Raw genomic sequence first — 19,253 nt, 5'->3', positions numbered from 1 at the left:
TCCATGTGCGTAAGGATACAGGAGACGGGAGTCAGGAGACCGTCGCCGTGTCAACTCGTTCCTCCTGTCTCCTTCCTCCTGACTCCTCACGCTCGTGTGAGGATACAGGAGACAGGAGACAGGAGACAGGAGACGGCCACCGAGACAAGTCGTTCCTCCTGTCTCCTTCCTCCTGACTCCTCACGCTGGTGTGAGGATACAGGAGACAGGAGACAGGAGACAGCCACAGTGTCAATTCGTTTTCCCTGTCGATAATTGGACAAATGATAGCCGTTTTTTTTCGGATAGACAGGTGTGATATATTCTCCCGTCACACTCATAGTTTTTCCTGCGATGAACCTCTCGAACAACGGGGTGATCCATGGTGTATTTCAGGGTGAAGTCTGAATGTGTAGTATGGATGTTCGTCATGATGGCTTGTGTCCATGTTCCAACAGCGTTCTCACAGGAACGGTACGGCGTCCCCATGTGGACCTGGATGCACGGAGATCTGCAGTCGAATAAACCGGGTCGTTTCGGAACGCTCGGCGTGCCTCATAAGGACAACATCCCCGGCTCGCGGCACGATTGCGCAATGTGGGCCGATACAACCGGAAACATGTGGATATTCGGCGGTTTGATCTTCGACGCGACACCACCGGGTGGAAACGGGAACGACCTCTGGCGATGGGATGCGCGCACAAGCGAGTGGACATGGATGTCGGGTGCGGACTCGGCTGGAGCACCACCGCGATACGGCGTCATGGGTACGCCCAGTCGTGAGAATACACCCGGCGCGCGGGGTGGATCTGCGGCGTGGCGTGATCATACCGGTCGTTTGTGGCTTTTTGGCGGCTGGGGCTTGGATTCGCTTAGTGATACCGGCGCTCTCAATGACCTGTGGATGTACTCACAAGCAGGTGGCGGAAATTGGACGTGGATGGGTGGGTCCAGCAAGAAGTATGTCAAAGGTAGATACGGTCCTATCGGTGTTGCGTCCGATACCGCATTCCCGGGAGCCCGCACAAGCGCCGCATGTGCGACGGATTCACGCGGACGATTCTGGATGTACGGTGGATATGGAATGGCTGACACAACCGTCAAAGGGACGTTAGCAGATCTCTGGATGTACGATCCTTCGACACAGCGATGGACGTGGATGGCTGGTACAAAAACCATAAACACTCGGGCCTCCTATGGAGCCACGGATCGACACCCGGGTGGTCGGATACTCACCGGTATTGCGGTTGATGAAACCGGGGACGTGTGGTTGTACGGGGGTAGCGAAAGAGTGACGGTGGAGAAAATGGCCTCATGCAACGACCTTTGGCGTTTCGACATTACACGTGGTCAATGGGAATGGGTCCATGGATCCCCGGAACCGGATTCACCGGTACACGGCGGCACGCAGGGATGGCCGGCAAAGGAGAACACACCCGGTGCCCGAAGCGCATTCTCTTGTTGGATGGATGACGGAGGCAGGTTCTGGCTTTTTGGGGGTGCGATCGAAAAACAGGGTGGAGCAACGTCGAGGAACGATGTGTGGGCCTTTCTCCCTGAATCCCGCCAATGGGTGTGGTTGAAGGGATCTCTCACACAAGGCGCCGCCGGGTATAGCGGAGTGAAGGGAGTCCGTGATGCACGAAACACACCTCGTTCATTCTCCAAATTCGCGAGCACGCGCGACGATGAGGGCATATTCTGGTTTATGGGCGGCACGTCGCCGGGAGTATATCGCGACCTGTGGCGACTCGAACCGGCGCTTCCTTTTCTCGTTTCCGCTACTACGTCATCGGCTGGGTGGACCATGCTCGCACCTGCTGTCACACCGCATGACGCGTCTCCATGCGGATATTTTTGTGTCGATCTGGCTGTTGATCCTGTTCATGCGGTACAGTATGGAACGAATGCGCAATATGGTACGTGTGACACATTACGCCCCTCCCAGGGTGTCTGGCTGTGGAATCCTCATCCCCAATCTCGAACGATTCGCGCGGCAGGATATCGGCACGATAGTGCAGTCGTTTCGCTTCGACAGGGATGGAACTGCGTCGGTTGGCCATTCGAGTTCGGCGGCCCGCTCTCTACGCATGCCCGCATCCGCGAAGGCGGGGAGGAACGGGCTCTCGACGATGCAAAACGAAAGGGATGGATAAAGCTACCCATGAAATATTTCGATCCATCTGTCTACGCCACTCAACCTGATAGCAAATGCCGCGAGTATTACGTCGATGCAGGTGACAAGGGCGTTCCCTGGCGTGGGTATTGGTTGTACGCGTGCAAAGACGGTCTGGCGTTGATCTTCCGACGTGTGGTAGAATAAACTCAAACCTTTTGTCTGTGTATCCTGACTCCTCACGCTCGTGTGAGGATTTGGTACCCGGTAGATGGGTAGTTGGTAGATGGGTAGATCAGTAGATCGATCTGCTCCATGTGCGTAAGGATACAGGAGACAGGAGTCAGGAGACGGCCACCGAGACAAGTCGTTCCTCCTGTCTCCTTCCTCCTGACTCCTAACACTCGTGTGAGGAGTCAGGAGACGGCCACTGTGTCGACTCCGGCGTTGTCTCCGGCAGAGCGCAGATCAACGTCCCTGAATCAACTCCATCAAACGTTTGCCGATTTCCTCATTGCGATGTATGCCGCCAAATCGCGTTGAGCCCGGACCGAAGGCAAACAGCGGCACCATCGCGCCGGTGTGATCATCACCCGCCCAGTGTGCATTCATGTCGGAACCGTCGGGCGTTTTTCCGGTGAGTGAGAGTCCGCCCGTCTCATGATCAGCCGTGACAACCACGAGGGTGTGCCGGTCGCGTGCCGCGAAGTCAAGCGCCGCGGCGAGCGCGGTTTCAAAGTCGGCCATTTCACAATGTAATTGCGGCAGGTCGTTGGCGTGTGCCGCCCAGTCGATTTGTGATCCTTCCACCATAAGCACAAAGCCGTCGCTGTCCTGCACAAGCGCTGCGAGTGCGACACGGATCATATCGCCGAGGGAGTATGAACGTTCACCCGCTTTCGGCAGGCCCTCGTCGGCCATGAGGATGATGCTGCGCCTCGCTGCGCTCCCCGCCGCGGCACCCGTTGCCGCCTCGGTCGTGCGCGCGTTCGCCCCGCCGTCATGCAGCTCTGTGCGCACGTCGTAGCCGCGTGCGCGCATGGCCGCGAGCAGGTCGGTCCCGTCCGTGCGGGCACCTTCGGGCGCGGGAAGGAAGAAGCGCCGTCCGCCGCCGATCGCCACATCCACGCCCGAGGAGGCGATTTGTTCGGCGATCTCGAATTCCTTTTTCCGCGAATCCACATGCGCGAGGAAGGCCGCGGGCGTGGCATGCGTGATCGACGACGTCGCGACCACACCCGTCGCCTTGCCGGCGTAGGCGCGCGCGGCCTCGAGCAGCGTGGTTAAAGGTTCATTGATGTGCGAGAGCGAGAGATGTCCGTTCACCGTGCGCCTGCCCGTCGCGAGCGCCGTCGCTCCCGCGGCCGACTCCGTAACGAAGGCATTGGCCGATTGTGTCATCGAAAATCCTGCGACCGGGAATTCGTGGAAACGTGAATCCTTCTGCTGCAGCACGTGCGCACTCAATTGCGCCGTGCCCATGCCGTCGCCGATGAGCAGGATGATGTTTTTCGGGCGGGACTCCTGCGCGGACGCGGCCGTGGCGAGGAGAAGCAGGAGGGGGGCGAACAGGCGGAGGATGTTTCGGTGCATGGCGCAGGGGATGGATGCTGGGGAAACTCACCGGCAATATCCGTCATGCGCGGTTGATTTCAGAGTGTGCCGTGTGCTCCACCGACGAGAAACACCGGCGAGGCGGAATCACGATGCTGATCATCCACGGCCGTGCATGACGCACAGTCTGCAGGCGCCGTGACAGGCCGCTCCCATACTGTGCGTGCCTGTCATCTGTCTGTGGTCGGGAAAACGTCACAAGAAAAACACCAGTGGCTCCCTTTTCCCCGTCTGCGGAGCGGATGTTGACTTGTGGGCCGGGAGGCGATATATTCTTGGTACGTCATTCAGAACTTTTTCTGGCGGATAAGGGTTTCTCGGAGTATACCCGTTCTTTTTCGTCGCCGAATCGCAGCTGTAAATCGGATATATATTATCCGCAGTATCGCGTATCACATACTGCCATATCGTGGAGACATTATGAAAATTCGTGTCAAAGCATTCCGTGGAGCGGGCATGCCGCGTGCAACGCTCCGACCGCGTCTCGCCGTGGGCATTCTGCTCGGCTTCCTCCTCACCCTGCCGATGTCTGCGCAGCAGGCGCAGACGCGCACGCCCGACCGTGAGCAGGTGGAGTACTACCGCGACTACGCGGTGATCACGACCGAATGCCGGGACTGGGACGAGGCCTACGCGCTCGCGAGAGCCATCGTCGAAAAGGGAGGCGTCGTATCGACGCTGCTGTCGCCGCAGCGCTTTCTGGGCTTCGTGCCGGCCGAGGCGCGTTCGGCCGTGGAGGCGCTCGACCGCGTGGCGCTGGTTCGCACCACGCCGTCGATGCAGAAGGAGGCCGTGAGCGGCCCCTACGCGGAGGACGTGGCGGCGGGACTCGAGTACTTCGCCGCGGCGAAGAGTGGTCTGCTCGCGAAGCAAGACGACGCCATCGCCGAGCGCATGCGCGCCGCGAGCTGCCTGTCGCCGAATGACGGCGACGCCTTCCGCGCCTTCCTCGCGCCGCTCGGAACGCTGAGCGACAGCGTCGCGCGCGCGAAGAACGTGCCGGCCGTCGAGTGGCAGGGACGCGTGAAGGACAGTCTGCAGTCGCTGCTCGGGATCCCGCGCGGCGTGCTCTACGGCGTCATCAACGTGGAGGTGTTCATGCTCGAGAGCACGGGTGCGGGCGCCGTGGGTAACTGGACGACGGAAAACGAACTCTTCCAGATCGCACAGATCTTCCGCGCGTTCGACTTCCTCTCGCGCTCCGCGGCCCGCTACGGGAAGACGTTGTCGTTCCGCGCGACCTTCTACCGTCCTTCGTTGACGACCGTCGTACGCGTGACGGGCGAACCGGTCATGGTGCCGAATGATCAGGACTTCCGCCTCGTCCGGCAGGTGATGCGGAATCTCGGGTACGCCGATCCGTGGGGCGGGCCCGCGGAGGGATGGGCAGGCGCCATTCTTACACTCGGACTCTGCATCCCGTGCGATCTGGCCGCCGTGTGGAGTGTGTTCCCTGAGGGCACGGAAAAAGCATTCGTCAATGTGATGAAGTGGAACGATCGTCGCAGTGAGGAACTGCGCGTTGATCAGACCATCAGCTACTTCATTAAACTCATCACCCCCGGATCCAGTCATCGCGCCTATGCACGTTCGGCCGGCACAGGGTATATCGGTGGTCGCATCAGCATCCCCGAGCTGCGTTTCAGTCTTGATTTGCCCGACCTGGTGATCGGTCCCTACGCGATGCTGAACAGCGAACTGGGAGGCCCGGTGATCGCGCACGAGACGATGCACCTCTTCGGTGCGCCTGACGAGTATCGCGAGAACGAGGGCGATACCGACTGCCCGCAGCCCGCGTACTTCTTCCGCGGCACGGGGAATGCGAATTGTATGGTCTTGAACACGAATGCAGTGCGCGCGCTGATGCGCGACAACAACGAGTTCAACTTCTCGAACAACGAGATCAGCTCGGCCGCGGCGAATTTCGTCGCCTGGGGCCCGCGCGAACTGGCGCGCCCGATTTTCTTCGGCACGCAGCCGGCGGGCATCCCGGTCACTCTGCCGGTGGATATGGAGGCGGGTCCGTCACTCGATCGTATCCGGCCCCTGTTCCTCGCGCTGGGATACGCGATTCAGAACGTGTCTGTCCCCGCCGAAGTGACCGTCGGCGGCACGCGCTACTACTTCGACGGGTGGTACGAAGGCGCGAATCGTTCCGCCTCCCTGACCCGCACGGTGTGGGGCGCGACCCGGTCCGTGATCATCAACAACACCGTCGGCTACTACGAGGCGCGTTACACCACGACGGGCGGCGGCATCACCGCAGCGAACAATACGCTCGAAGGCCGCCTTGGATCACCCGGTCCCGTCGCCGGCACGAATGAACGTGCGTGGCAACCCGGCGGCGTACTCGTCTGGCGCAGCACACTCACGGGTTCCGGCGGCTCGTACGTCGTGCAGCAGAGGAACGGCACAAACTGGAACGACGTTCCCGCGGGCTATTACGCGATGGGCGTCGCGGCGCCGGGGTACTGGTACGCCGACCTCTCCACCGCTTCCTTCATCGCGGGATCCGCGAGTACGTTCCGCGTTGTGCCGGTCACCCAGGCCGGGGCGCGCGGCACGCCCTCGAACGAGGTCGCCATCACCCCCGCACCGCCGGCCCCGATCCGCTCCACCTTCGGCTACGACGGAAACGAACCGAACAACACTGCCACAACGGCGACGCCGGTGTCGTTCAACGCCGCGACGGGAACGCCCGTGTCGGTGGACGGCTCGATCATGTACAAGAAGCAGCCCGAGTTCGGGTACTACTTCGACATCGATCATTTCGCGCTGACGGCGAGCGGACTCTCCGGCACCTCGGCGCGCGTGACAGTGGTGCCGAAGCAGGGCTCGGTCTTCGATCCCTACGTGACGTACAAGCCCACACCGACGTCGTCGCCTGTCGAGGCGCGGCGCAGCTTCACGGGCGGATATTTCTTCGATGTGACCGCGGACGGATCGGTGAGCTTCACGGTCGCCGCGCGCCGCAGCTCCTTCGACCTCATCGACCTTGCAAACGGCGTCGGCAACTGGGGCGAGTACACGGTGACCGTGTCGCAGGTGCCGCCGCTATTGAGCGGGATCGACCAGATCTGTCCCGAGTGCCGATACATCAATCGTATTCCGACGGGCGGGGGACGCATATATCCCTTCAACACCGAGATCCCCTCGCATCGCCTGTTCACACAGCAGGGGCTGCGTCTTACCGCGCCGCTGAACTTCGGCTTCGTCGCCGATCCGGATCCCGGCTTCGAGTTCACGGGATGGGAGGGGCACTTCCCGGGGACGAAAAATCCGGACACGCGTGTCCTGAATCCGCAGAACGACGGTCCGGGCGAGCGTATGCTGCTCGCGAAATTCACCCCGTTGCCGCAAGGCGAGTTCGAGCTTGTCTACGACGTCCCCGAGGCCTGGCAGTCGGTGCTCGGCGCGCCGAAGCGTTTCCGCGGCGTGTCGGGCGAGGAGATCGACCTCGAGCTGCCGAAGGGCGGCACGAGCGGCTTCGACTTCCTCGGCTGGGGCGGAAACCTGAACGACAAGGACGTGGTGTCGCCCGTGGCATGGCGGTACGCGCAGAAGATCCGCGTGAAGCTGCTCCGGCATCTGCTCGTCAAGCCGATCCTCGTGCCGCGGCCCTGCACGACCGGCGGTCCGGCGGCGTTTACACACGTCCTCCGCGTGACCACGGTCAAGAACGAGACCACCACACTCACCTACGGCATGCAGGCGGGCGCGGGCGACGGCCTTGAGTCGGGACAGGTGGAACTGCCGCCACCGCCGCCGACGGCCGTTCACGATGCGCGTTTCAAGAACATCGACGGGGCTGCGCAGGGTTCGCTGACCGACATCCGCGCGATCAAGGGGTCGCACACGTACACGGGCACGCTGCAGCCGGGCGAGAACGGAAATCCGCTGATGCTGACCTGGGATCCGATCTCCCCGACCGTGACGGGCAGCTTCGTGCTCGCCGTCGGCAGCGAGTCCGTGAATATGCGCGCCACGACATCCCTGAAGGTGGACGCGGGCACATCGAGCGGTTTCACCATCGAGGTAACGCAGGACACCTGCCGCGAACTGCCGCGCACTGAGATCAGCGTGGCCGTGTCCGATGTGGATGCGTCGAGCTTCCCCTTCATTCGCGGACGCGTGTGCGTGACCGACAAGCAGGGGAATCCGATTCTCAACGTGCGGCCGTCGGATGCGCAGCTCTTCGAGAAGAAGGGCGGCCAGCGCGCCCCGGCCATCCTCATCGCGCTCCGTCCCGCCGACGACTGTTACATCTTCGAGGGCTTCCTCGACAACGGCGAGACGCAGGACGTGAAGAACCGCCAGCGCAGCTTCGGCATACTCATCGCGCTGCGGAATCCGAGCGGACAGGACGACAAGGATGTGACCATCACGCTCCCTGTGCCGGATCCGGGCACGGAGACGGGCAACGGCAACGGGCAGCCCAACACGGCGTACAAAGTGACGCACGGCGACGGCTGGCAGCTCGTGTCGCTTCCCGTGATGCTGACGGATTCCCGCGTGAACAGCGTGTTCGGCGACGGATCGGTGCGCAGCCCGCTCTACGGCTTCGACACCGAGCAGGGGTATCGGACAACCGACGCCCTGACCTTCGGCAAGGGCTACTGGCTGCGATTCGCGGGCACGGGTGAGGGGCGTGTGAACGGCATCGAGCGCACGATCTTCGATGTGACGGGTCTTCCCGGCACGGGCCAGGCCGCGGCCGACGGGTGGAACCTGATCGGCGGCATCTCGTACGACGTGCCGCTGGCATCGATCTCGCAGACGCCCTCGAACGCGATCATCTCGTTGTTCGAATACAACGCCGGATACAAACCCGCCACGGTGCTGAAACCGGGCGCGGGGTACTGGGTGAAGCTGCGGCCCAACGCGACGCTCAAACTCGTGAAACCCTTCGCCGGTTCCGGCGGAGGCGCGACAAAATCCGCCGCTGTGGAAACGGACCACGCGCGTGTCGTGGCATCGCTGCCGCGCGCGGCCACGTTCTCCGTGTCTGATGCAGGCGGTCGCGGCACGGACCTTTTCCTCGCGCCGGACGCCGCCGTGCGGGCTTTGACACAGGACGAGCGCGTCGCGGCGGAACTCCCGCCCACACCGCCGTCATCCGCCTTCGATGCGCGTTTCGCCGGTGACGCAGGTTTCGCGCCGGATGCCGGCGAGCAGACGCTGCGCCTGCAGGGCGCGGCGCCGTGGCGCATTCACATGACCGACGGGACGGGCGCGTACACGTTCACACTCCAAGACGGCACGCCGCTCGGAACGCTGGACGCTCGTGCCGGCAGCGGCATCATGGTGCCCGCACCCGCCGACGGCGGCAACATCACCCGCGTTCTCGTCCGCAAGACGGTGACGCAGTCCGGCGCGCCCGCGTTGTTCGCGCTCGGACAGAATTACCCGAATCCGTTCCGCACAGGTGTGTTGGGATCCGTCGCGACGAGCCTCTCGTACGACGTCGCAGCCGAGCAGACCGTGACGCTGACCGTGTACGACGCACTCGGCCGCGTCGTGCGGACGCTCGTGTCGGGCCTGCACGCCGCGGGGCGCCACACCGCGCAGTGGGACGGCCGCGAGACGTCGGGACGTCCGTCGCCCGCGGGCACGTACCTCGTCGAACTGCGTGCAGGCGACACCCGCATCACACGCCACATGATCATCGTGAAGTAAGGAGACGCGCCATGAAACGATTCAATCTCTCCCCGCATCGTGTGTTGGCCGTGCTGCTCCTCGGCTGCCTCCTGCCCGCCGCGCCCGCGTTCGCGCAGACGCACGCGCAGCAGGTGACTATTCCCTTTCTCGTGAAGAACAACCGCGGCCAGGAGAGCACGGTGCTCACCGGACTGCATGAGGCCGCGACGAAAGGTCTCGACGCGTCGATCGGCGAGCAGGAACTGCCGCCGGTGCCGCCGTCGGAAATTTTCGACGTGCGGCTGGTGAGTCCCGCGCAGGGCATCACGCTCGGCGAGGGCTCCCTCCTCGACTTCCGGCCATGGCCGGGTTCGGGACAGACGGTCACCGAGACGTACCGCATCCGCTACCAGGCGGGGCGTACCTGGCCGTCGGTGACACTGCTCGTGCCGCCCGCGCTGCACAGCGGCATCAAGACCCTCCGCATTAACAACAACGTGGCGAAGGCGGGCGACAGCGTCGTCACGCAGTTCGCGACAGGCGACATCAACATCTCGGTGGAGTACACGCTGACGCCGCTCACGTTCACTGTGGCGCCGGCGAGCGTGGTGTTCTCGCTCAGCACACGTGACACCGTGCTTCCCGCCACGAAGACGGTGCGCGTGACGCCCAGCATCACCACGGCGTCGTGGAGCGCCTCGGCGAGCGCCTCGTGGATCACACTCAGCCGCACCAGCGGCACCGGCGCGCAGGATCTCGCCATCGGCGTGAATCACCTCGCGTTCGAGAACGGCCGCACGTCGGGCGAGGTGCGCATCCGCCAGTCGTTCGCGAATCCTCCCGTGATCATCCCCGTGCACGTCGACATGGTACTGTCGGCGGGCGACGCACCCGAGGTGGCGGACTTCTCGCTCGGCGACGTGTACCCAAATCCGGCGGACGCGACGGGCGGCGGTGCGGTACTCGCCTACACGCTCGAACGTGCGTCGGCGGTGTCGGTGTCGGTGCACGACGCCCTCGGACGCCGCGTGCGCCTCATCGAGGCGAGCGCGCAGCGCGCCGCCGGCCGGCACACGGCGCAGTGGGATCTGCACGATGACGCGGGGCGGCGCCCGGCAGCGGGCATGTACCTACTGCGTGTCGACGTGGCGGGTGTGTCACGGATCCGCTCCGTCGTCCTGCGCTGATTTTCCACCGACTTCCGCAGTCATTGCGGAGGGAGGTCGCAGGACCTCTCTCCGCGGCTGCGGTGATACTCATTCTCCATAGGCACAAAGACTCAGGACTGCACCGATGACGAAATTTGCCCGTACACTTCCTATTTTTTTTGCGGCAGTTACACTGCTGTGGCTCGCGCCGGCGGTGCGCGGCGCGTATCCTACCGCGAACAGGCACGCGTCCTTCCCGGGCTCGTCGTACATCAGTGTGCCGAACTCCATATCACTCAACGGTGCGTTGGCGCAGAGCGGCGCCATGACCATCGACGCGTGGATAGCGCCGTCATCGTATGCCGGTTTTCCGACCATTGTCGGCAACACATGGAACACGGGATACTGGCTCGGCCTGAACACCACGGGACAACTGCGCTTTTATCCCGGATCGGGTGTGCTGTATGAAAGCAACAGTTCTGTGCCGCTGAACAAGTGGACGCATGTGGCCGTCTCATTTTCGGATGTAAAGAACGAGATACTCTTTTACATCAACGGCACGCTCGACCGCGCCATCGGCGGGGTGACGCAGTCGCTCGGAACCTCGGTGGACGATCTCCGCATCGGGGCCGACAGGCAGGGCGCATCGGCGAATTATTTCTTCAGTGGGGGCATCGACGAAGTGCGCATCTGGTCGGCGCCCATCAGTTACAACGTGGCGCTCGGTTTGTTGTACCGCGTGCCGCATGTGTTTGCGGGCGGGCTGTACGGCAACGCACTCGCCGCGGCGTGGCGTATGAACGGCGACGCCGTCGATTCAGCCCGCGGCAACGACGGCAGCGCCGTCGGCAGTGTCACGTATCCCGCGGGGCCGGGAGTACACTACGAACGCATCTGCGCCCTCTTCGTAAACGACGGCAGCAGCGGTCACGACTATTTTTCGGGTCCATCACACACGGGCAACACCTTCTCCGGAAGTTACACCATCGAGTCCTGGGCCTACCTTGCCGCGGGCGGTGCGGCGACAGCGTTTCAGACCTTTGTGTGTAAGGGCTCGGTGCCGAACAATTCCTTCTCGTACTGGCTGGGCGTGAACAAACAGAACGGGCGCCTCCGTTTTGCGCCGACCGGCGTCTGGGCAAACGTGCTTGAAAGTACGGATCCGCTGCCGACCGGGCAGTGGGTGCATGTGGCCGCGACCTATGAGTACGGCGGAAACACGGGCACCGCGCGTCTCTACATCAACGGTGTGCAGAAAGGATCGGCGGGCTTTGCGGGAGCGTCCCCATCGTCGCAGGCCTCTCTGTTGGTCGGCACGTCCGATCCGCAGTTCGGTCCAGCGCAGGCCTACGCCCTTGCGGGACGGCTTGACGAATTGCGCCTCTGGAACGTCGCGCGCAGCGCGGCCGACATCGCGAACACATTTCGCCTCGAGTTCGAGAGCGGGGCGGCGGGCCTCACAGGCGTCTATCATTTCGACGGCGACGTGCTCGACCAGTCCGTCTCCGCGAATCACCTGTACAATACGAACTCTTCCGCTAACGGCCTGTACTTCCGCGACGCGTCCGATCTTCCCGCCGCGGCGACGCTTGTGCTTACCGTGCCGAACGGCGGCGAGAACTGGACCATCGGCAGCACGCAAAACATCACGTGGGTGTCGGCGGGTCTGGGCACCGTCACCATCGAGTTGTCGCGCGACGGAGGTGCGAGTTTCGGCGAGACAGTGGTCTCAAACACTGCCGCCGCCGCTGGAAGTTATCCGTGGACGGTGACGGGTCCGGAAACCCAAAACGCCCGCGTGCGCATCCGTTCCGGAAGTTCGCCCGAACTGATCGACTCGTCGAACGCCGATTTTTCCGTGCTTTCGCCGCCGCCCGTGATTCTGGCGAAACCCTCGTCGCTGGTGTTCACGGCGGGGCAAAACGGGCCGCTGCCTCCTGCACAGGATCTCACGATCTCAAACTCAGGTTCCGGAGTGTTGTCGTGGAGCGTTTCGTGGAGCAGCCCCTGGCTCGACGTGACACCCTCGGGCGGCAGCGGCAACAGCGGCACGATACAGGCGCATATCCCGAGCACCGTGATCGCACCGGGCACCTATCTCGACACGATTCGTTTCACGGGCAACGCCGCAAACATGCCGTACGCCGTGCCCGTCACACTTATCGTCACCGCGACACCACGCTTCGCGGCCGAGCCGGCGGCACTGCAGTTCTCGACGCAGCCCGGCGTGAATCCGCCGCCGCAGTATGTCAAAATCCGGAATGCCGGAACGGGATCACTCGCATGGACCGCGAGCGCCACCGTGCAGTGGATGCAGATCGCACCCGCGGCCGGCGCGGGCGGTGACTCGATACTGGTCTCGATCAACGCTGCCAGTCTTGCTCCGGGTACACACACAGGCGGTGTGCTTCTCAACGGAAACGGCGACAACAGCCCGTTTGTCGTGCCCGTGCAGTTGATCGTTTCGAATCTCGCGTATTATCCCGTTTCGGGCCGCGTGGATGCGGGCGGTGTGCCCCTAGCGAACGCGCGCATCGACATCAGCGGCGACAGCGTGCTGCAGGTTCTGACCGGCGCCGACGGCAGCTTCTCGATTCCCGGCTTGCGCACGGGATCATATGTCGTTACAGCGTCGAGTCCCATGTACTCGTTCATCCCCGCGGCACACACGATTGCGCTGCTCGTATCACCTCGATCCGATCTGAACTTCTCCGCCACACCGCGTGGAGGCAGCGTGATGCTGCACTACAGGAAGGGGTGGAATCTCGTCTCACTGCCTGTCGATCCAGTTGACGGCAGTATCACCACACTTCTGCCCGACGCCTCGCCGGCCAAGGCCTGGCGCTACGCACCCGATACCGGGTATGTGGAGGAGTCGCGCCTGGTCTTCGGAGTCGGTTATTGGATCAAGTTTGCGAAGACCGACAGCGTGCTCATAAGCGGCGCTTTGCGCGGCGCGCTGCGTCTGGTGTTGAAGGGAATAGGCGGCGGCTGGAATCTTGTTGGCGCGGGTTCGGGTCCGGTGGACATCGGCACGTTGCGGCAGACGCCCGTCGATGCGCTCGTGAACGTGTTCCAATTCACACCCGGCGAGGGTTACCGTTTTCCCGAGGGCAATCTTCTCCGGCCCGGTCGAGGATACTATGTCAAGGTACGGCGGGATGCCGTGCTGGATCTGACCGCTCCGCCATTTGCGCCGCCCGATGCGGCGGTCGAGCGGTGAGCGGGGAGTCGAGGATCGATGATACGTCTACCGCGCGTGTGTCGGGCTGAACGTGTCGAAGCCGACACACGCGGGGAAGGGAGTACGTGAGAAAAGCACACAGGAGGAACGGAGGGAAGGGAGGTGTACCAAACGCGCGGCGCGGGGTCGCTATTGCACGCTGTGCCGGTCCCGCGGGTTGCACAGCATGCTTGTGTCAGTCTGAACGTGTCGAAGCCGACACACGCGGGGAAGGGAGTACGTGAGAAAAGCACACAGGAGGAACGGAGGGAAGGGAGGTGTACCAAACGCGCGGCGCGGGGTCGAAATTGCACGCTGTGCCGGTCCCGCGGGTTGCACAGCATGCTTGTGTCAGTCTGAACGTGTCGAAGCCGACACACGTCGGGTAGAGAGTACCGGGGGCTGCCTGCTGGAGCGTTTCTCCTGCCCGATTCCCGGCCCGGCCTATTAACACAAAACCCCGCCATCGGCGGGGTTTTGTGGTACAGTCCGGAACACTTAGTTCTTCGAGGGTGCGGCGGGCTTGTCGGCCGGTGTGGTGGTCGAGGCCTTCTGGGCGTGACCGGCGCACTTCGACATGTCGCAGCTTTCCTTCTTGCCAGTGGTAGCAGCGTGTGATGCACATTCGGCCTTCTCCTTGTCGCTGCACGAAGCCTGCTTGGCCTTGTCGCCACAGGCGTCCTTGGTCTGACCGACGGTCTTCGACGCGCAGCAGGATGCGGCCTTGCCGCCTTCCTTCTTGGGATCCTCGTGTGCCGTGGCGGAGATCAGCGTGAACGACAGGGCAAACATCGCGGCGAGGGCAAATACTTTCTTCATCAGTGTGTCCTTTATAATTGGTGAGAATGAGAGTTCGGGATATTGTAACTCCGTAAATATAGAGACCCCGAACCGAGGGATGCAAGACGGATCGACACCGAATTTTCGATCCCGGCAGGGGAGAAATCGGTGACCTTTGAATCCGGCTGCGGCGTGGATATCTTCCCGAAATATCCTTCCCCATTCATTATTCTCGAAGAGGCCTCCCATGCAGAAGTATGGCGCGGAGTTTTTCGGAACATTCTGGCTCGTTCTCGGCGGATGTGGTAGTGCGGTGCTCGCGGCCGCATTCCCCGCAGTGGGCATCGGACTCCTGGGCGTCTCGCTTGCCTTTGGTCTGACAGTGCTCACGATGGCCTATGCCATCGGACACATTTCCGGATGCCATCTCAATCCGGCCGTCTCGATCGGCCTGTGGTCCGCCGGACGTTTCCCGGCGAAGGAACTCGTCCCCTACATCGCCGCACAGGTGCTCGGTGCCATCGCCGCGGGCGGCGTTCTTCTGGTGATCGCAAGCGGGCAGGCGGGGTTCACGACCGCGGGCGGCTTCGCGTCGAACGGCTTTGCGGAACATTCGCCCGGGCAGTATTCCCTTCTTGCGGCGCTGGTGACAGAAATCGTCATGACCATGATGTTCCTCCTCATCATCCTCGGAGCGACGGATGAACGCGCGCCGAAAGGTTTCGCGCCGGTCGCCATCGGCCTCGGTCTCACACTCATCCACCTCATCAGCATTCCCGTCACAAACACCTCGGTCAATCCCGCGCGCAGCACCGGTGTCGCTCTTTTTGTCGGCGGCTGGGCGGTGGCGCAGCTCTGGTTGTTCTGGATTGCTCCTATTGTAGGTGCGGTTCTTGGTGCGATGGTGTATCGTTTTATCGGGAGACGGTAGACGGTTAGACGATCAGACGGTTAGACGATCAGACGGTTAGACGATCAGACGATTAGACGATCAGACGGGTAGACGATCAGACGGTTAGACGATCAGACGGTTAGACGATCAGACGGTTAGACGATCAGACGGTTAGACGATCAGACGAATGGACACATGGCCGTGGAAGCGACTGAGGCCGCTTAGCGACATCAACCTATGAAGTGGCCGTTCTGGTGTGGACGCTGCCTGATACAAGATGGCATTGGGATCTGGCGCGTATGCGCCGGATATTTCGCGCTTCACGTTGAAGGCGAATACCATGCAAGACGTTCGTTCACTGTTCCCCTATCTCGAATCCGGCCGCATCTACCTGAATCACGCTGCGACCGGACCGTGGTCCACCTACGTCGAGGACGCGGTGCGGCGCGCCACCGAGGTGTTTGTGCGGGGCGACATCGAGATCTATCAATCCTTCCTGCGCGTGCTGGGCGAGACACGTGTGCTCGCCGGCGACATGCTCGGATGCGCGCCGGAACGGGTCGCGTTTGTGCAGAATACGTCCGAAGGGCTCAACGTGCTTGCGAGCGGCCTTGCCTGGAAGCCGGGCGATCGCATCGTGCTGGCCGAGCAGGAATTCCCCGCGAACGTGTACCCTTTCCTGAACGCCACGCGGCACGGTGTGGAACTCGACTTTGTCCCGCAGCGCAACGGCGTGATCGAGCTGGCGGACGTCGAGCGCGCCATCGGTCCGCGCACGGTGCTGGTGGCGCTCAGTTGGGTGCAGTTCCTCTCGGGCTATACCATCGACCTCAAGGCGCTGTCGGATCTCTGCGCCGCGCGCAACGTGCTGCTGTCCATCGACGCGATACAGGGACTCGGCGCGCTGCGCCTCGACCTGCGCGAGACGCCGGTGGATTTCCTTTCGGCGGGCGTGCAGAAGTGGCAGCTCGCACCGCAGGGTGTGGCGGTGATCTACGCCAGCGAACGCGCGCAGGAGCGCATCGCGCAGGCGCATTTCGGCTGGCTCAGCGTGGGACACGCGTGGGACTTCTTCGACTACCGCCTCGCGCCGCGCGACGATGCGCGCCGCTACGAGAACGGCACCTACAACACCGTCGGCATATTCGGGACACACGGGTCCTATTCTCTCTTCCAGCGCGTCGGCATGGAGAACGTGGAGCGCAGCGTGCGCGCCCTCGCGAATCATGCGTACGAACGCATCGCGGAAAAGGGCTTTCCGCTGCTCACCCCCGCCGATCCGGCCCGCCGGGCGGGCATAGTCACCTTCCGCCACGACCGCGCCGATGCCGTCGCCGAAACGCTGCACACACGCGGTATCACCGTCTCTGCGCGCAGCGGTCACATCCGCATCGCGCCGCACTTCTACAACACCACCGACGAGATCGACGCCGCGGTGGAGGCAATCGGTGTCGCGTGACACGTTACACGTAGCAAAGTAGCAAAGTAGCAAGGTAGCAAAGTGGAAAGGCGCGAACGGCTCGCGATCTTCTTTTACTTTGCTACTTTCCACATTCCACTTTCCACGTTCAACGTAGCAAAGTAGCAAGGTAGCAAAGTGGAAAGGCGTCCGCGATTCGCGGTCTTCTTTTACTTTGCTACTTTCCACATTCCACTTTCCACGTTCAACGTAGCAAAGTAGCAACGTAGCAACGTAGAAAGGCGCCCCGGCTCGCGGTCTTCTTTTACTTTGCTACTTTCCACCTTGCTACTTTCTACGTTCTTCATCCGCAGTGTAACTTCCCGCGAAGCGGGTTTGTCCTTCTAGCATACGCACATTCCGGAGGTGGTATGATACGTCGGATTCTGATGGTGTTCGCTGCGTGTTTGTGTTGTGGCAGTGTCGCGCAGTCGCAGGGGAACATCGACTGGGAGGACTTGGCGACGGTGTTGCAGCCCGCTTCGGTTTCGCATCCGACATACGGTTGGATGGCGGGGCAGCGGCAGTACACGGGACTGGCGTACGATTCGGTGCGCAAACTTCTCTATGTTGTGAACCCTGCTCTGGTCACGGTGGGAAGCAATGGAGTGCCGCGGCCCACGATACGCATCCTCGATCCGATGACATTGCTGCCGGTCACATCCGTCGGGCGTGATGCGGTGACGGGCGCGGGAGGTGTGCTGCCCGTACCTCTCGATACGGTTGTGACAGGCAAGGGGTGGCCGAACGCATACTACGGAGGATATGGGAACGGACAGATGTCGCTCTATAAAATCGATGTCGACGACGAGGGCCGCATCTGGGCTTGCAATCTCGTGGCCCCTCTGTTCGGGATCTGCTTCCCCGGTCCTCCGCCGAATTGTGACTCCACCTACCTGTATCAGGGTCCGTTGCGCATCTACCGCTGGGACACCCCGTGGTCCACACCGCGTCGTATGTACGTGACGCTGGACCTCACGCGCGCAAACACCGGCTCCCTGGGCAACAGCGACATGTCGTGGTCGCGCTGGGGCGACGCTTTCGAAGTGACGGGGAAACGCGAACGAGTGTACGATGCAACACTCGGCGCCTTCAAGGTGGTGGACAAAACACAAGTGTATATCACGGGTATAAAGGATGGAGGACAGGACAATGAGATCCTGATACTGCAGCGTGATACAACACTCAACGTGTCCGACGGACTCGGCAGGAAACTCGAATACCGCATCGCGCGGCGCCTATGGACGTATGCGCCCAACACCGGTGGAAACGGACTCGCGGTAACAGGAAATGCCATCACGGACGATATATATACTTCCACGGGCAGCCGCGTCCTCCGATGGTCGGGTGCAATAACGAGCACGTCGGTCCCTGTGACGATACTCGACACGCTGTCATCCGATCCGATCACCGGCACGGGTCCTGCGGGTCCTCTTTCGTTTTTCGCGAATCCGAAAAATGCGAACCAACGATTTCTACTTTGCGCGGATGCGTATCCCACGAATCCGACGAACCCGCCCAATCTCAACACACGCGCCCGTGTCATGGACGTCTCGGCGATCGGATCGGCGTCCCGCGTTATTGGGAATACACCGTATCTCGGCCAGAACGTGTATCATTCCATCGGCAACAACGCATATATATCCGATGTGGACCACGGCATCCAGTGGTTTGGCAACGAACCTGATTGCCTGTATGCGTTTGTCCTGATGGCGAATAACGGCATCGCGACGTACAGGAATCGCGGCATGGCCCCCGGATTCGGCTGCTGGCTTCCGGTGAATGTGACACGCTTCACTGCGGACATGAACGAGGGCGTGATCGCGCTCCACTGGAGCACCGATAACGAACAGAACAATCTCGGTTTCGAGGTGCAGCGCCGGTTTGCATCGGGAGAGGATTGGAGCGGCATCGGCTTCGTGCCCGGGCGTGGCAGCACGTCATCGGTCTCGCGGTATTCGTACACGGATGTGATCGGATCGATGCATCACACGTCGGGCGGAGCCGCGTACCGTCTGCGGCAGATCGACAGCGACGGATCGGCGACGTACTCGCACAGCGTGGCGGTGCTTCTCGGCATGGCCGATGATTTCTCGCTCGAACAGAATCACCCGAATCCCGCCGTCACACATACCGACATCGCCTACTCCGTGCCCGCCGACACACACGTACACCTCGCGCTGTATGACGCGCTTGGCCGTGAAGTACAGGTGGCAGTGGATGCGGTGCAGACCCGTGGTTCCCACACGGCACATATCGTTTTGGGACACACTTCTCCCGGTATCTATTTCTGGCGACTGATCGCCGGCGGACGAACGCTACAGCGGGCGATGGTGGTTGCTATACGTTGACCGGGTAGATGTGGCAGTGCGGAAAGTAAAAGGTCGCAACGTAGCAAAGTAGCA

The 19,253-nt window shown here is 62.1% G+C and carries 9 protein-coding genes; 7 read left to right on the top strand and 2 right to left on the bottom strand.

What is annotated here, in order from left to right; all coding sequences use genetic code 11:
- The first annotated feature begins 409 nt into the window (after positions 1-409).
- Complete coding sequence (locus tag HY962_10240; GenBank protein ID MBI5647299.1) at positions 410-2,302, top strand: hypothetical protein; 1,893 nt, start codon at positions 410-412, stop codon at positions 2,300-2,302.
- Between the two features lie 261 nt (positions 2,303-2,563).
- Here HY962_10240 and HY962_10235 read toward each other — a convergent pair whose 3' ends face one another.
- Positions 2,564-3,688, bottom strand: coding sequence for an alkaline phosphatase (locus tag HY962_10235; protein MBI5647298.1), 1,125 nt, complete (start codon positions 3,686-3,688; stop codon positions 2,564-2,566).
- Positions 3,689-4,129: 441 nt separating this feature from the next.
- Between HY962_10235 and HY962_10230 the strand changes: the two genes are divergently transcribed.
- The 3 genes from HY962_10230 to HY962_10220 all read left to right on the top strand — a co-directional run bounded on the left by HY962_10230 (position 4,130) and on the right by HY962_10220 (position 13,717).
- Positions 4,130-9,385: a T9SS type A sorting domain-containing protein gene (locus HY962_10230; GenBank protein ID MBI5647297.1), complete on the top strand. Its 5,256-nt coding sequence runs from the start codon at positions 4,130-4,132 to the stop codon at positions 9,383-9,385.
- A gap of 11 nt (positions 9,386-9,396) precedes the next feature.
- A complete protein-coding gene (locus HY962_10225) occupies positions 9,397-10,533 on the top strand; it encodes a T9SS type A sorting domain-containing protein (protein ID MBI5647296.1) in 1,137 nt (378 codons plus the stop codon).
- 106 nt (positions 10,534-10,639) lie between these two features.
- Positions 10,640-13,717, top strand: a complete 3,078-nt coding sequence (locus tag HY962_10220; GenBank protein MBI5647295.1) for a carboxypeptidase regulatory-like domain-containing protein — start codon at positions 10,640-10,642, stop codon at positions 13,715-13,717.
- Between the two features lie 498 nt (positions 13,718-14,215).
- On the opposite strand, the gene HY962_10215 is transcribed toward HY962_10220, so the two are convergent.
- The gene (locus tag HY962_10215; protein ID MBI5647294.1) at positions 14,216-14,536 is read right to left on the bottom strand and encodes a hypothetical protein; all 321 of its coding nucleotides are present in this window, start codon (positions 14,534-14,536) and stop codon (positions 14,216-14,218) included.
- Between the two features lie 208 nt (positions 14,537-14,744).
- Here HY962_10215 and aqpZ point away from each other — a divergent pair, with 208 nt between their 5' ends.
- The 3 genes from aqpZ to HY962_10200 all read left to right on the top strand — a co-directional run bounded on the left by aqpZ (position 14,745) and on the right by HY962_10200 (position 19,199).
- Positions 14,745-15,428, top strand: coding sequence for an aquaporin Z (gene aqpZ / locus HY962_10210; protein MBI5647293.1), 684 nt, complete (start codon positions 14,745-14,747; stop codon positions 15,426-15,428).
- Positions 15,429-15,729: 301 nt separating this feature from the next.
- The gene (locus HY962_10205; protein ID MBI5647292.1) at positions 15,730-16,848 is read left to right on the top strand and encodes an aminotransferase class V-fold PLP-dependent enzyme; all 1,119 of its coding nucleotides are present in this window, start codon (positions 15,730-15,732) and stop codon (positions 16,846-16,848) included.
- A gap of 371 nt (positions 16,849-17,219) precedes the next feature.
- Complete coding sequence (locus tag HY962_10200; protein MBI5647291.1) at positions 17,220-19,199, top strand: T9SS type A sorting domain-containing protein; 1,980 nt, start codon at positions 17,220-17,222, stop codon at positions 19,197-19,199.
- Positions 19,200-19,253: the final 54 nt, after the last annotated feature.

Source organism: Ignavibacteriota bacterium (assembly GCA_016218045.1).
Taxonomy (GTDB): Bacteria; Bacteroidota; Ignavibacteria; order SZUA-365; family SZUA-365; genus JACRFB01.
This window is presented reverse-complemented; position numbering and strand designations above follow the sequence as displayed.

Excerpts from the sequence above, each read along its gene's own strand:
- HY962_10240 (MBI5647299.1), top strand. The coding sequence starts at position 410 with ATGATGGCTTGTGTCCATGTTCCAACAGCGTTCTCACAGGAACGGTAC.
- HY962_10235 (MBI5647298.1), bottom strand. The coding sequence starts at position 3,688 with ATGCACCGAAACATCCTCCGCCTGTTCGCCCCCCTCCTGCTTCTCCTC.
- HY962_10230 (MBI5647297.1), top strand. The coding sequence starts at position 4,130 with ATGAAAATTCGTGTCAAAGCATTCCGTGGAGCGGGCATGCCGCGTGCA.
- HY962_10225 (MBI5647296.1), top strand. The coding sequence starts at position 9,397 with ATGAAACGATTCAATCTCTCCCCGCATCGTGTGTTGGCCGTGCTGCTC.
- HY962_10220 (MBI5647295.1), top strand. The coding sequence starts at position 10,640 with ATGACGAAATTTGCCCGTACACTTCCTATTTTTTTTGCGGCAGTTACA.
- HY962_10215 (MBI5647294.1), bottom strand. The coding sequence starts at position 14,536 with ATGAAGAAAGTATTTGCCCTCGCCGCGATGTTTGCCCTGTCGTTCACG.
- aqpZ (MBI5647293.1), top strand. The coding sequence starts at position 14,745 with ATGCAGAAGTATGGCGCGGAGTTTTTCGGAACATTCTGGCTCGTTCTC.
- HY962_10205 (MBI5647292.1), top strand. The coding sequence starts at position 15,730 with ATGCAAGACGTTCGTTCACTGTTCCCCTATCTCGAATCCGGCCGCATC.
- HY962_10200 (MBI5647291.1), top strand. The coding sequence starts at position 17,220 with ATGATACGTCGGATTCTGATGGTGTTCGCTGCGTGTTTGTGTTGTGGC.